This is a genomic window from Rhodobacter lacus, assembly GCF_042683065.1.
Classification (GTDB): Bacteria; Pseudomonadota; Alphaproteobacteria; order Rhodobacterales; family Rhodobacteraceae; genus Rhodobacter; species Rhodobacter lacus.
Window position 1 is genome coordinate 75109 of sequence record NZ_JBHUIX010000005.1, and the last position, 12825, is coordinate 87933.

The 12825-nt window shown below is 64.4% G+C and carries 14 protein-coding genes; 2 read left to right on the forward strand and 12 right to left on the reverse strand.

All coding sequences use genetic code 11. The features are described 5' to 3' along the window. Nucleotides 1–25: 25 nt before the first annotated feature. From mdcE to ACFSM0_RS05425, 9 genes are all read right to left on the reverse strand, one after another. On the reverse strand, nt 26–919 hold the full coding sequence (gene mdcE / locus ACFSM0_RS05385; RefSeq protein ID WP_377388093.1) for a biotin-independent malonate decarboxylase subunit gamma: 894 nt from the start codon (nt 917–919) through the stop codon (nt 26–28). Nucleotides 920–941: 22 nt separating this feature from the next. Continuing rightward, a complete protein-coding gene (locus ACFSM0_RS05390; RefSeq protein ID WP_097071272.1) occupies nt 942–1898 on the reverse strand; it encodes a biotin-independent malonate decarboxylase subunit beta in 957 nt (318 codons plus the stop codon). A gap of 15 nt (nt 1899–1913) precedes the next feature. Then, nucleotides 1914–2228, reverse strand: a complete 315-nt coding sequence (gene mdcC, locus ACFSM0_RS05395; RefSeq protein WP_377388095.1) for a malonate decarboxylase acyl carrier protein — start codon at nt 2226–2228, stop codon at nt 1914–1916. Between the two features lie 14 nt (nt 2229–2242). After that, entirely contained in the window at nt 2243–3916 is a 1674-nt protein-coding gene (gene mdcA, locus ACFSM0_RS05400) for a malonate decarboxylase subunit alpha (protein ID WP_377388097.1), read from the reverse strand. After that, complete coding sequence (locus ACFSM0_RS05405; RefSeq protein WP_377388099.1) at nt 3913–4812, reverse strand: biotin--[acetyl-CoA-carboxylase] ligase; 900 nt, start codon at nt 4810–4812, stop codon at nt 3913–3915. The genes mdcA and ACFSM0_RS05405 overlap by 4 nt, the downstream gene beginning before the upstream one ends. Before the next feature lie 22 nt (nt 4813–4834). Next, the gene (gene madB, locus ACFSM0_RS05410; RefSeq protein WP_377388101.1) at nt 4835–6043 is read right to left on the reverse strand and encodes a Na+-transporting malonate decarboxylase, carboxybiotin decarboxylase subunit; all 1209 of its coding nucleotides are present in this window, start codon (nt 6041–6043) and stop codon (nt 4835–4837) included. Between the two features lie 128 nt (nt 6044–6171). Continuing rightward, nucleotides 6172–7134: a triphosphoribosyl-dephospho-CoA synthase MdcB gene (gene mdcB, locus ACFSM0_RS05415; protein WP_377388103.1), complete on the reverse strand. Its 963-nt coding sequence runs from the start codon at nt 7132–7134 to the stop codon at nt 6172–6174. Nucleotides 7135–7671: 537 nt separating this feature from the next. Then, nucleotides 7672–8088 carry a HutP family protein gene (locus ACFSM0_RS05420; protein ID WP_377388105.1) on the reverse strand — a complete coding sequence of 139 codons (417 nt, stop codon included), beginning with the start codon at nt 8086–8088 and terminating at the stop codon, nt 7672–7674. A gap of 76 nt (nt 8089–8164) precedes the next feature. Further along, complete coding sequence (locus tag ACFSM0_RS05425; protein WP_377388107.1) at nt 8165–9049, reverse strand: DMT family transporter; 885 nt, start codon at nt 9047–9049, stop codon at nt 8165–8167. Nucleotides 9050–9267: 218 nt separating this feature from the next. Here ACFSM0_RS05425 and ACFSM0_RS05430 point away from each other — a divergent pair, with 218 nt between their 5' ends. Beyond that, on the forward strand, nt 9268–9474 hold the full coding sequence (locus tag ACFSM0_RS05430; protein ID WP_377388109.1) for a TOBE domain-containing protein: 207 nt from the start codon (nt 9268–9270) through the stop codon (nt 9472–9474). Nucleotides 9475–9555: 81 nt separating this feature from the next. Here the strand turns inward: ACFSM0_RS05430 and ACFSM0_RS05435 are convergent, their stop codons facing one another. The 3 genes from ACFSM0_RS05435 to ACFSM0_RS05445 are packed head-to-tail and all read right to left on the reverse strand — an operon-like array spanning nt 9556 to nt 11860. After that, the gene (locus tag ACFSM0_RS05435) at nt 9556–10383 is read right to left on the reverse strand and encodes a TOBE domain-containing protein (protein ID WP_377388111.1); all 828 of its coding nucleotides are present in this window, start codon (nt 10381–10383) and stop codon (nt 9556–9558) included. A 25-nt stretch (nt 10384–10408) separates the two neighbouring features. Beyond that, the gene (modB, locus tag ACFSM0_RS05440) at nt 10409–11113 is read right to left on the reverse strand and encodes a molybdate ABC transporter permease subunit (RefSeq protein ID WP_377388113.1); all 705 of its coding nucleotides are present in this window, start codon (nt 11111–11113) and stop codon (nt 10409–10411) included. 3 nt (nt 11114–11116) lie between these two features. Further along, complete coding sequence (locus tag ACFSM0_RS05445) at nt 11117–11860, reverse strand: molybdate ABC transporter substrate-binding protein (protein ID WP_377388115.1); 744 nt, start codon at nt 11858–11860, stop codon at nt 11117–11119. A 111-nt stretch (nt 11861–11971) separates the two neighbouring features. Here ACFSM0_RS05445 and ACFSM0_RS05450 point away from each other — a divergent pair, with 111 nt between their 5' ends. Next, nucleotides 11972–12754: an ABC transporter ATP-binding protein gene (locus ACFSM0_RS05450; RefSeq protein WP_377388117.1), complete on the forward strand. Its 783-nt coding sequence runs from the start codon at nt 11972–11974 to the stop codon at nt 12752–12754. Nucleotides 12755–12825 lie beyond the last annotated feature (71 nt).

The window sequence follows — 12825 nt, forward strand, 5'->3', positions numbered from 1 at the left end:
TGTTCCTTCAGGCTCGTTTGGGGTCTCAGCGGGCGGGGGCGTATTGCTCCGCCACAGCTGCGAATTCCCGGTCCATCAGCGCGAGGATCTTCGGCCGTTCGACCCGGCCCCCGCGCTCGGCACCCAGCGCACCGCGGCCCCAGGGGCCGAGCGTGTCCTGTTTGCCCTCGGCTTTCGCCGCCTGCACTTCCTTGATCCGCGCGATGATCGCCGGGCGCATGCCGTCGACGTTGTCGACGAGCGAGCCAACGCCACCGAGCGAGTAGAAGAAGCGCGGGCCGGCCGCGAAGACGGCGCTGTGCTTGGAGATTTCTTCAAGCTTTTCAAGCGGCTTCTTGATGATGCGCGAGACCGAGGTGAGCGGCATCACGTGGATCATCGTGCCGTAGTTGGCATCAAGCGAGATGATGCTGTCGGCTTGCAGACCGTGGCACAGGAAGGCGCCCGAGATCGCGCGGCCAATCACCATGGCGATGATCGCGTGGCCTTTGAGGCGGGCTTCGGCGAGCGCGAGCTGATAGGCCGCGGTCGACTTGTTCATGCCGAAGATCTCTTCGACCTTGCCCGGACCGTTGCCGGGGGTGTCGACGACCAGCACCAGCGGACGTTTTTCCGCCAGCGGCTTTTCGGCATCGGCTTCGATCGAGGCATAGACGGCCTGCGCCATCTTGTAGCCCTCTTCCATGCCGATGATCCCGGCATAGACGACAGGGAACTTCTCGTTGAAAGCATCCGCATCCGACACGATCATCGTGCAGGGCATGCCATCAAGCGTTGCGGTGCCGACCACGGCGCCGGGGCCGAAGTCCGGGTCGTCGAAGCTCTTCGCCCCGACAGTGTTCTCCTGGAACGAGCCGGCGTCGACGATCATGTCGATCGCCTCACGCCCCCGGCCCATCATGCTTTCTTGCATTTCCATGATTTTCTCCTGTGTTTCGGGGTCAGACCGAGAGCCGCTTGACGCTGCCCACGAACTCCGCGAAGGGCACATCCAGAAGCCCGGGGGCGTTCTCGTTGCCCGCCTTCGCCCAGACATCGACGGCGTCTTTCGGCTGCATCTCGGCGGCAAGCGCGACGAGTTTCAGCTGATGCTCGACCTTCTCGGGCGACCCGATACGGCGCATCGCTTCGAAATCCGCCACCGGCAGCGGCGCCAGATCCACGAGCTTGGCGCGGAAGCCTTCGATCGTGTCTTCCACGAGGAAGTTCGCGTCGCCCATGATGTATTTGTGGCGCCCGCCGGTGGTGCGATAGACAAGAGCGCGGTCCGATGCGTCGAACTCTTCCTTGCCCATCTCCTGCTCGATCACTTCCGGGCCGGTCAGGCCAAGGCGGCCGAACTCGCTCATGATGATCGCATCGGTGGCCGCAGCCACAAAGCCCATGCCGCCGAAGGCGCCCACTTTGGAGCCGATCACGGCGATCACCGGAACCTTGCCGCGGGCTTTTTGCAGCTGATCCATGACTTCGGCATGGGCCAGCAGGCCAGCGTTGGCTTCGTGCAGACGCACGCCGCCGGTCTCGAACGAAATCACCACCACGGGTTTTTCCGCATCCGAGAGGTCCGGGTATTTCGCGACCAGATCATCGTGGAAGTCGATCGCGAGCTTGATGGTGTTGACCATCTTCGCGCCGCCGATCTCGCCCACGGACCCGCCGATGAACTTGCCTTCTTGCGAGATCACGAAGACCGGGGTCTTGCCGATCCGGCCGACGCCCGTCACGATCCCGTCGTCAAAGGCCACGGCATCCCCCAGCAGCGCAAGGTGCGGGCTGGTGACACGATCGAACGGACCGGCAAGCTCGGTGAAGGTGCCCTCATCGACCAGGCCAAGCGCCCGGTCGCGTGCACTCGATTCAAGAAAGCTGCGGCTTTGCAGGTTTTTCCAGTTGCTCATTGTTCAATCTCCGCCTCAGGCCGCGGTCGCCTGCGTGAGCGCCTGTTTGAGGCGCAGCAGGACCACGGCGGGCGTTGCATTGTTGTCGTTGATCTCGATCCGGGCCCCGGCGAGCGCGGACTCATCGGTGAATTTCTTCACCACGCGCTTCCAGAGTTCATCGAAGCCGGTGACCGGGGTGACGATACGCACCGCCACCTTGCCAGCCGGGCTCGGTTCCAGGATCACTTCGAGGTCGCTCGAGCCGGTCACGCCCACATGGGTCGGCGCGGGGATCGAGGCGGTGCCCGAGGTCGTTTCGAGTTCGAATTCGAGAGTATGCAGAGCCATCGCTCCAGCCTCCATTACCAGTTGCGGAAACGCGCGGGCGGGTTGTAGAGACCGCCGGACCAGGTCACGAGATCGCGCATGTTCTTCGCGGCCAGAAGGTCGCGGGTCGCACGGGCGGGGTCGATGCCGAGGTCGGACGGGGTCTTGACGATGCCGGCCTCGCGCAGGGCTTTCGTCTCTTCAGGTTTGGCGGACAGACCGATCTCGGTGAAGCCGGCCACCGCACGGATCGCGGCCATCCGGGTTTCCATATCCTTGCAGCGGGTGAGATAGGCGATGCCTTCTTCCGTCACGATATGGGTGAGATCGTCGCCGTAGATCATCACCGGCGGGATGTCGAGGTTCGCGTTCTTCGCCAGTTTCCAGGCGTCGAGCTCATCGACGAACACCGGCTTGCGGCCTTCCCCGAAGGTTTCGACCCCTTGCACCACAAGGCGCTTGCCGCGCGGCACCGAACCGGTGAGCGTGTCGAGCGAGGGCAGTTCCGCACCGCATTTGAGCCAGGCACCCGAGGGGTGACGACGGCCTTTCGGGTCGCAGCCCATGTTCGGCGCACCGCCGAAACCGGCCACACGGCCCGCAGTCGCGGTCGAGGAGTTGCCGTATTTGTCGATCTGCAGCGTGCCGCCGATGAACATGTCGGCCGCATAGTGACCGGCGGTTTGCGCGAAGGCGCGGTTCGAGCGCAGCGTGCCATCGGGCCCGATGAAGAAGACGTCGGGGCGCGAGGCCACATAGTCTTCCATGCCGAGTTCACCGCCGAAGCAGTGGATCGCCTCGACCCAGCCCTCTTCGATCGCGGGGATCATCGTCGGGTGGGGGTTGATGATCATATGGGTGCAGATCTTGCCCTTGAGGCCAAGTTCCGCGCCATAGGTCGGCAGGATAAGCTCGATCGCCGAGGTCAGGAAGCCGATCCCGTGGTTCATCGAGGTGACGCCGTATTCACCGTAGATGCCCTTGAGGCACATCATCGCCAGAAGGATCTGGTTGTCGGTGATGTTGGCCGGGTCACGGGTGAAGAGCGGTTCGATGAAGAAGGGACGCGGCGATTCGATGACCGCATCGACCCAGTCGCCCGGAATATCGACGCGCGGCAGCTCGTCGACGATCTCGTTGACCTGCGCGATCACGATCCCGTCCTTGAACTTCGTCGCTTCCACGATCACCGGCGTGTCTTCGGTGTTGAAGCCGGTATAAAGGTTGCCCTTGCGGTCAGCCTTGTAGGCGCAAACGAGCGAGACGCGCGGCGTCAGGTCGAGGAAGTAGCGCCCGAAGAGCTCGAGATAGGTGTGGATCGCGCCAAGCTCGATCTTGCCGTTTTCGATGAATTCGGCCACGCGGGCGGCTTGCGGGCCACCAAAGGCGAAGTCGAGTTTTTTCGCGATGCCGTTCTCGAACAGGTCGAGGTGCGATTTCAGCGGCACCGCCGATTGCACCATGTGCAGGTCGTGGATCTTGGATTTGTCGACCTGATTGAGGCAATCCGCGAGGAAGTCAGCCTGTTTCTGGTTGTTGCCTTCGATGTTGATAACGTCACCGGCGCGGATCACCGCTTCCAGAAGCGCAACCGTATCCTTGGCGAGAACTTCTTTTCCTTTGGCGAAGAGCGGCGCTGCCGCCTCTTTCCGCGCCGCGGTATCCGCGGATCGCGTGCGCCAGTTCTTGCGCGTGTCGTGATGGGTCATTTGCTTTCGTTTTCCTCCTTTGCAGGTGCAGTCCTCGGAAGGGCGCCGTGAGTGGAGCTGTCCGGGGGGGAACTAATTTCGCCGCAGACGACGTTGTGAATGTGTCCCGAAGCGTCGCGCAGGCTCAGGCTGCCATCGGCTTCAAGACGCAGGGCGGTGCCGCGCAGGGCCGCGCCGCCGGTGTGGGTAACAAGGATCTCGTGGCCGAGCGTGCACGATCGCGCGCTCCAGGCCTGACGGATCGGGGCAAAGCCCTCGGCTTCCCATTCGCGGAGCCGTTCGTCGAGCCGCTCCAGCACGGCGGTGAACAGCTCCCAGCGGTCCACCTGGCGCCCGGTTTCGAGCGCGATCGAGGTGGCAAAGCCTTGCAGGGCGCCGGGAAAGTCGCTCTTGCGATGGTTCAGGTTCAGGCCAACCCCGGCGATGATATGGGCAGGTTCACCGTCGTCGGTCAGAACCAGCTCGCACAGGATGCCGCAGAGCTTGCGGCCACGCACCATCAGGTCATTGGGCCATTTGATTTCGGTTTCGAGCCCGGTCACTTGCGCAATCGCCTCAGCGAGCGCGACCGCGACCACCAGCGTGGTCTGGGCCAGATCTTCGACAGGACGCGCGGGACGCAGCAAAACCGAGAACGTCAGGCTACTTTCGGGGAGGGAAGCCCAGACACGGTCATATTTGCCACGCCCCGCGGTCTGCGTGTCGGCGAGAACCACCGTGCCGGTGCGCGTTTGCGCGGGGGAGGAGCCGGCAGCGAGATCGGCAAGATACCGATTGGTGGAGTCGACGACGGGAAGGCGATGGAGGGCGCACCCGACCCCGGCTTGCGGCCGTTCCAGCTGCGCAGGACGCGAGAAGCGGGGGGCTTGGGCGGAAAGGGTCGGATACGCGTTCATTTGTTTGCTCCGGGTGAGACGATCAGTGCACGAAGCCGATGGTCGAGGCGAAGACACCCACGGCGATGGCCGAGACGATGACCCCGCAGATCGAGGCGCCCATGGCGAGCGGCATGATCATGGCGTGCGGGCTGGCCTTGAAGGCTTCTTTCTGGGCGATCTTGGCGGTCGAGGGCATGCAGGAGACGCCAGCGATACCGATCACGGGGTTGTAGTTGCCTTTGGAGATCCACCACATCAGGTAGCCGCCACCGATACCGCCGAGCGCCGAAACCGCGAGGGCGAAGATGCCGAGGACCACGAGGATCGCAACTTGCGGGTTGAGCAGCGTGCCGGCTTCACAAAGCACACCCAGAACCAGGCCGAGCAGCAGCGTCGACGCATAGGTGACGGTGTTTTCGAGCAGTTTTTGGTAGGGCTCGATCTCGGCTTCCTTGATCGCAACACCGAGGAAGAAGGAGAGGATCAGCGGCGTGGCGACGGGCAGCAGCAGGCACAGCAGACCAGCGGCGGCAACGGTGAAGACGAACTTCGCTTGCGGCGTCACATCGGGGAAATCGTAATCGACTTCGATGCCGCGGTGCTCTTCCTTGATCAGCCAGCGCACGAGGTAGGGGTAACCGGCATAGGTCAGCGAGAGGTAGAGGTAGGCGATGATCGAGATCGGAACGAACAGATCCTTGGCCATCATCAGCGAGCCGAAGAGAACCATCGGGCCGTCAGCGCCACCGATCGTGCCCACGGCAGCCGCTTGACCGGGCGTCAGGCCGAAGTAGTAGCCCACGACCAGCGTCACGAAAGTGCCGAGTTCCGCACAGACCGCCACCGTGATCGAGGCCCAGGGACGGGCGAGGATGAAGGAGATGTCGGCCATCGTGCCGATGCCCATGAAGAGCATGCAGGCGACGAGCGAGTTGACGAAGGTGAAGTTGTAGATCGGCTGCAGGAAGTCGATCTGCATGATGTTCATCAGCGCGTCGGTGTCAGAGACCAGCGGCGAGATGATCAGCGTGCCGAGCTGGCCGCCTTCGAGGATCATGACGCCGGCGTTGACGGCCATCATGCCAAGCCCCATCGGGACCATGATCAGCGGTTCGAGCGTCCGCTTGAAGCCGAGATAGGCGAGCGTGAAGCCGAGCGCGATAAAGAGAATACGCGCGATCGCAATGACCGGGTCCTGTATGAAGAGTGTCCCGATCCCGGGAAACACGTTGAAGAGAGTTTCTAGCATCGGAAGATCCTCAGGAGTTGGACAGGAGTTTGGAGATGCCCACGATCACGCCGATCACCGCGAAAGAGATGACGGCGGTGATCAGGTAGCTGAAGGCGGCATAGGTGATGATGCTCATCGGTCGGTCCTCAGAAGTTGGGCGCACGAGCGGGGGAGGCGCCGCGCGCAGGAGTTGCAGGGGGAAGAACGCCGCCGAGAAGCGCATCGACACCGATGGTCACGGCAAGCAGATCGGCGGAACCGCCGGGAGAGAGACGGCGGGTGATGCAATCGGCATCAAAGACACGGATCGCTTCCATGCCGGCATCGGTAAGCGCGCCGCCGAGCCCGCGGATCTCTCTGGCGCGCGATTGCACGAAAGAGAGCGCCTCGGGGCCGCCACGCCACAGGAGCGTGGTGTCTTCGGTCTCGGTCATCAGCGCGATCAGCGTGTCGAGCAGCACGGTGGCGAGCGGCGCGCCGCTGTCACGCGCGGCACGCAGCGCCGGCAGGCCAAGCTTGCGCACCGCGGGGAAGCCGGCTTCGGCCTCGCCACGGATGCCCGTAACGCCATATTGCTGATAGAGTTTTTCACCAGCCGTCTGCGGCGCGCGGCGGCCGATCGAACGCAGTTCGCGTTCAACGATGCCACGCACCATATCGGCGGCGGTGGCAAAGAGCACGCCTTCTTCGCAGCGCGGCATCTGCCGCGTCACGAGCCCGGCCGAGGCACTCAGGATGCCCGCCGAGAACAGAAGGCCGCGTTGCGTGTTCACGCCCCGCGTCGCTTCCAGAAGCCGCGCCTCGTAGCGCTCGCCAATGCTGCGAACCTGTTCGAGGAGCGTCCAGGCCGGACCGGCGTGGCCAAGTCCCGCCTCGGCACATTGGTAAAGGCAAGGTGCGATCACCGCCGAGGAAATCATGAACGTTTGCAAGTTCATGTCCTCGTGCGACCCGTTCGAACGGGGCGTCACCAGGCCGGGTTTGGGATGGGTGGAGATTTCGAGCAGCGCGCCAGTCAGGAAGGCCGATCCGATCGACCAGGCGTTCGAGTGGGGCCACAGCGACATGTCGCTGTACCAATCCAGCGTGCGCCGCAAAGCGTATTTCATGAGATCTATCCCGCGCAACCGACGGTATCGCAGCGCGCGCCCACAAAGGGGCATCGCGGTTTGCGTTCGCATCCAGATGAAAAGATTACATCCGGTCCGAAGAACCGTCAGGAATGCACCACACGATCATCACTCAGGCACGCGGTGCTTTAGGCTCGTCAGCGCTGCCACACTTGTCTCGGCAGGCTCATCACGGGATCACTGTCCAGCTGTTCAGGGCTGGGCGGCCCCGATCAACATCTTGTGAGGATCTTGCCCCGGGGTTGAAAGCAGCGATACGCCTCCTTTTTCAGCTTGTCCAGCATTCGTTTTGCGTGCCTAAAGTTGCGGCAAAGTATCGCAGTTGACATGCCAAAATAAAATAAAATCAATGGTCTGCTTAAATATATGACTGAGATTCAGCGCTTTGGGGTGCCTTGGCGCACAGACCATGCCAAGCAGTCCGGCGCCAAGGAGAATCGTCACAAAGCCGCGATTTTTCGATGCAAACCGCCCCGAAAACAGCCCCGGGCCGGCACGTCATGCAGTTTGCAACTGTCAGATATGCATCACGCCGAATCCGATCCGCTCGTGGTTGGTGAGCGGATGGAACGCTGATTCGCCATGTGCGGCAACCGCGACCCAATGGCCATCGGAGACAAGCGCCACCTTGAGCTTGAGATTCGACTCAGCCACCACAGAGGCGCTCACCCCGTGCAGGCATTCGAGACCGGCGTGAATCACGCCATGGATCTCGTTGGAGCGATGCCGGATCACCCCGGAGTTGAGCGCACAAGCGACGATCGACTTGACGAAGCCGCGCTCGATATCGGTGCGCCGCCCTGTCACATAGGTGATGCCGATCTTCCAATCCGGGCGTTCGGTGATTTGCACCTTGATCCGCTCTTCTTCCTCACGACTGCTGATCGCAGCCATGATCGCGGCCTTACCGATCCGATCGGCAACTACTTCCATAGCATTTATCCGTTTCGATCCCGAGTTTTTGGGCACTTCTACAGAGGAAGGCGGCAAGGCTCAACGATGATGATGTTCAGCGCCGTTGCAACTGCCGCTCGCGCAAGAAGGTGTAGATCCCGCTGGAGACGATGATCGCGCCCCCCAAAAGCATCGCGGGCCGGGGCACTTCTCCAAACAGGACAAAGCCGCCAAGGAGCCCGAACACCAGCGACACATAGCGAAACGGGGCGATCACCGCGATATCGCCGGTGCGCATCGCATGCACCATCGCCAGATATCCCGCCATCAAAAGCGCGGCACCAAGCCCGATGCCGCCAAGCTGGGCCGGGCTCACCGGCACCCAGCCGCCGCGGATCTGCATGGCGACAAAACTCACCACCAGAAGCGCCGCAGAGGCGAGGAAGGCCAGCACCACCGCCGGAACCCCGGGACCGAGCGCACGGGTGGAAATGTCGCGCAAACAGACGCAAACCACCGCAAGCAGAACGAAAAGCGCCCCGGGCCCGAACGCGCCCTGCCCCGCCTCTCCGGTCCCCGGCGGCACGATCAGAAGCACGCCCGAAAAGCCGACCGCAATCACCGCGATCCGCCGCGGCCCGATCGGCTGGGAGAGAAACACCGCCGCTGCGAGCGTCACCGCAAGCGGCTGAAGCTGGAACAACGCCGTCGCCGTGCCCATCGGCATCAGCGTCAGCGCCAGCATGTAGAACATCACGATCCCGACTTCGCCCAGCGTGCGCACGCCAACAAGCGCCCGCGCACCGCCACCGAGCCTGCGCGCAAAACCACGCTCACGCCAGGCCATCGCGCCAAGGCAGAGCGTCATCACGATATGGCGCAGGCAGATCACCTCGAACAGCGGCATCCCTTCGGCCAGCCGTTTCACCACCATGTCGGAGCCGATCAGCACCGCCATCGCCAGCACCATGAAGAGAATGCCGCGGGTATTGTCGTTCATCTGGGCCTGCCTTTCGCGGGGCCGATGGCCCCGGCGCCAGCCCTGACATGGGGCGCGCGCCACCGCAAGGCCAGACCCGCTCCTGAAACGCGCCGCCCCCCCGCCCCGCGGGCGTTATGTGGTTATTTCTTATATTGTCAAAGCACTTGCTTCGTCCGATCAAGAAAGGGCCGGATTTGCCGGCGCCTTCGATTTCGGTTTTCAGGAAAGGACAGCCCATGAAACTCTCTGCGCGCAACATTCTCAATGGCACCGTCACCACGGTCGAAACCGGGCATGTCACCACCCATGTGAAGATCGACATCGGCGGCACCATCGTCACCGCCTCGATCACCAATGAAGCGGCGGCGGATCTCGGGCTGAAAGTGGGCGACGCGGCCTGCGCCATCATCAAGTCGAGCGATGTGATCGTCGGCAAGGCCTGAGCCCGCCGCGGGTCGGGGAACGTCCCCCCCTTTCGTCGCGCGGCCTCCCGCGCGGCGACCCTCAGCGGCCCTCAGGGGCCCTCAGGGGCACATCAAGATCACATGACTGGCCTTGAAAAGGGCCGTCGCGGGCACGCCCGGCGCAAGGCCCAATGCATCGGCACTGGTGCGGGTGATCACCGCCGTGATCGACTTGCAGGCCCCCAGATCCAGCACGATCTCGCTGTTCACCGGCCCGTCCGAGCGCGCGGCCACAAGCCCGGTCAGGCGGTTGCAGGCCGAGATCCGCCCCGGATCGCCCCCCGCCGAAAGCATCACGAAGCTCGATTTGATCAGCGCAAAAACGCTGCGGCCGGGGGCAAGCCCCATATCCTGTGCGGCGCGCTCGGTGATCACCGCCACGAGCCGGTGGCCATCGGTCAAGGCCAGTTCCACCTCGGTATTGACGGCGCCCGGGCTCACCCCCGTGACGGTGCAACGGAACGTGTTGCGCGCGGATATCTGCATGCTCAGGCTCCATAATGTGCCGATGGCGGCATCACTCGCCGGATGCGCCCGCCCCGGCCCCGCCCCGGGGGCAAGATCCGTTTCCAGCTCGGCCAGCGCACGCTCCAGCGTTTGCTCAAGCCGCCCGAAGCCGCCAACCAGCGCCCGCCCTGCCTCGGTCACGCGCGCATTGCCGCCGGTGCGCCCGCCCGGCGCCGCCTCGACCAGCGGGCGCTCGAACAGGTTGTTGAGTGTGGCCACCGCATCCCAGGCGGTCTTGTAAGACATCCCGACCTCGCGCGCGGCCCCCGCAATGGTGCCAAGCCGGTCGATCGCAGCCAAAAGCCGGATCCGGTCACGGCCGATCCGCGCCTCGCCGGGGCGTTGCAGGCTCAGGGCGGCGGTCAGGGGGCGTTCGTTCATGACAGATCCATTGGTCTGGGGCGGTTCAGAGCGGCGCCCCGGCACGACGGCGCAACACCACAAGAACCGCGATGGAAACGATGCCGAGCAGCCCCGAGAGCACCAGCGCACGGCGAAACTCGCCCACCGTCACGGCATTGTAGATCTCGAGCGAAATCGTGTTGGTCCGGCCCAGAATATTGCCGCCCAGCATCAGCGTGACCCCCACCTCGCCAAGGCTGCGCGCCGAGGCCATCAACAGCCCCGCGCCAACCGCCCCCGCGATATTGGGCAGGATGACGCGCGCAAAGATCACCGCCTCGCCATGCCCGAGCGTGCGCGCGGCTTCCGCCAGATGGCGCGGCAGGGCGGCAATCGCGGCCTCCACAGGCTTCACGATCAGCGGCAGCCCGACGATCACGGAGGCAAGCCAGACCCCGGCCTCGGTGAAAATGAAGCCAAACCCCAGATGCGCCTCGAGCCAACCGCCAAGGCCCCGGCGCCCGAGCGCCATCAAAAGCGCGAAGCCGAGCACGATCGGCGGAAATACCATCGGCAGCATCACCAGCAGATCGACAAGCCCCCGCCCCCACCAGCCGCGCCGCGCCAGCGCCCAGCCAAGGGCGATGCCCAGCGTGGCATGCAGCGCAAGCGTGGCAAGCGCGATGCGCAGGCTCAGCGCCAGCGGAAAGGCGAGCGCCGGATCGCCCAGCACCGCGGCAAGGCTTGCGCCAAGGGCGGTTTCTCCCACCGCTCACAGCCCGTTCGCTTCCATGATCGCATGGCCCGCGGGGCTCTCAAGAAAGGCGGCAAAGCCTTCCGCCGCGGGAGAAAGAACCCCGCAGGCAATCTCGATCGGATCATAAAGCGCTGGATCTACAGGCACATAGCCCCCAATGGCCGGGCCTGCCCCGATCGCATCGGTGATATTGAGAAAACCGGCATCGACCTCGCCCGCCGTCAGATAGGCGGTGACCTGCGGCACCGTCTGCACCTCGACGAGCTTTGGCGCGACGGCCTCCGCCAGCCCGCTTTGCGAAAGATATTGCCGCCCGGCCTTGCCATAGACCGCGGCCTTGGCATCGGGAATGCCCACGCGCGTGATCTCGGGATCGGTGATCCCCTCGGGCGCGGCGAGCGTCACCCCGTTGCGAAAGGCGACAACCAGTTTGCCCGCGCCAAGCGGGACAAACCGGGTGAAGGTGAGCCCTTCCGCCTTCGCCAGCACCTTGCGGTCGCCGCAGACCATGGCGATCTGGCCGCTCTCGCGCGCCTGCCCGAGCACCTGCCCCATATTGCCGTAAACCTGCCCGACCGCGGCACCGCTCTCGGCCTCGAAGGCGGCAAAGGCCTGCGCCATCGGGCGGCGATAGCCCGCGCCCGCGGCAATTGTCAGCCCTTCGGCAAAAACCGGCGCCGCCGTGCCCAGCACCACCGTGCCCAGCGCCACCGCAGCGACGAGACATGCGGAAAGGATCATGGACCGAGGGGTTCTCATCTTGGTTTCTCCGGTGCGACAAGAGGGTGCTCGGCGCGCGCGGGCTCAAGACTCGACAGCGCGCCTTTCGCTATATAGTTCTCCTATACATCGAGAGGATGCAACCCACCCATGCCCGAGCCTGTGTCAAACTTCGTGCCAAGCGCCGCCGCGCCCGGCGCCCCGCTCTCGGTCGCGCTCACGCATCGGCTGCGCGGGCCGCAGGGCGCCTTTGATCTGTCGGTGCGCCTGACCATCCCGGCCGGGTGCTTCGTTGTTTTGACCGGCCCTTCGGGGGCTGGCAAGACCACGCTGATGCGACTGATTGCCGGGCTTGAGCGGCCCGGGGCGGGGCGGGTGGCGATGGGCACGCGGGTCTGGAGCGATGCCGCGGCGGGGGTGTTCGTGCCGGTGCGGGCGCGGGATCTGGGCTTCGTGTTTCAGGACTACGCGCTGTTTCCGAACATGACCGCCGCGGCGCAGATCGGCTTTGCGCTGCCCCATCTGCCGCGCCGCGCCCGCGCCGAACGGGTGGCAGAAATGCTCGAGATCGCGGGGCTCGCGCCGCTCGCCCGCGCCTATCCCGCGCAGCTCTCGGGCGGGCAAAAACAGCGGCTCGCACTGGTGCGGGCGCTCGCGCGCGGGCCGGGGCTTTTGCTGCTGGATGAACCGCTCTCTGCCCTCGACCCGGAGACCCGCGCCGAGCTTCAGGCCCATCTGCGCCGGATGCATGCGCATTTTGGCGCCACTACGGTGATGACGAGCCATGACCCCGCCGAGGCCGCCCTTCTGGCCGACAGGGTGCTGCGGCTTGAGGCGGGCGCGCTTGTCCACACGCCCCCCGGGGCTTTGGCCCAAAGTGGCCCGGCAGTGGCGTCGCGCCCCCGGATCGCCGCGGTTTCTCTCATCCCGTAGCGGCAGCTCTCCGCCTTTTCCTGCCCTTGCCCTTTCGCGAATCAGAAAAATCCGAAATCAAGGGACGGATA

Bases quoted from the DNA above. Each gene is read 5' to 3' on its own strand.
- ACFSM0_RS05435 (WP_377388111.1), bottom strand. From the start codon at position 10,383: ATGAACGAACGCCCCCTGACCGCCGCCCTGAGCCTGCAACGCCCCGGC.
- ACFSM0_RS05445 (WP_377388115.1), bottom strand. From the start codon at position 11,860: ATGAGAACCCCTCGGTCCATGATCCTTTCCGCATGTCTCGTCGCTGCG.
- mdcB (WP_377388103.1), bottom strand. From the start codon at position 7,134: ATGAAATACGCTTTGCGGCGCACGCTGGATTGGTACAGCGACATGTCG.
- ACFSM0_RS05390 (WP_097071272.1), bottom strand. From the start codon at position 1,898: ATGAGCAACTGGAAAAACCTGCAAAGCCGCAGCTTTCTTGAATCGAGT.
- ACFSM0_RS05425 (WP_377388107.1), bottom strand. From the start codon at position 9,049: ATGAACGACAATACCCGCGGCATTCTCTTCATGGTGCTGGCGATGGCG.
- ACFSM0_RS05420 (WP_377388105.1), bottom strand. From the start codon at position 8,088: ATGGAAGTAGTTGCCGATCGGATCGGTAAGGCCGCGATCATGGCTGCG.
- mdcE (WP_377388093.1), bottom strand. From the start codon at position 919: ATGGAAATGCAAGAAAGCATGATGGGCCGGGGGCGTGAGGCGATCGAC.
- ACFSM0_RS05450 (WP_377388117.1), top strand. From the start codon at position 11,972: ATGCCCGAGCCTGTGTCAAACTTCGTGCCAAGCGCCGCCGCGCCCGGC.
- mdcA (WP_377388097.1), bottom strand. From the start codon at position 3,916: ATGACCCATCACGACACGCGCAAGAACTGGCGCACGCGATCCGCGGAT.
- ACFSM0_RS05430 (WP_377388109.1), top strand. From the start codon at position 9,268: ATGAAACTCTCTGCGCGCAACATTCTCAATGGCACCGTCACCACGGTC.
- mdcC (WP_377388095.1), bottom strand. From the start codon at position 2,228: ATGGCTCTGCATACTCTCGAATTCGAACTCGAAACGACCTCGGGCACC.
- ACFSM0_RS05405 (WP_377388099.1), bottom strand. From the start codon at position 4,812: ATGAACGCGTATCCGACCCTTTCCGCCCAAGCCCCCCGCTTCTCGCGT.
- madB (WP_377388101.1), bottom strand. From the start codon at position 6,043: ATGCTAGAAACTCTCTTCAACGTGTTTCCCGGGATCGGGACACTCTTC.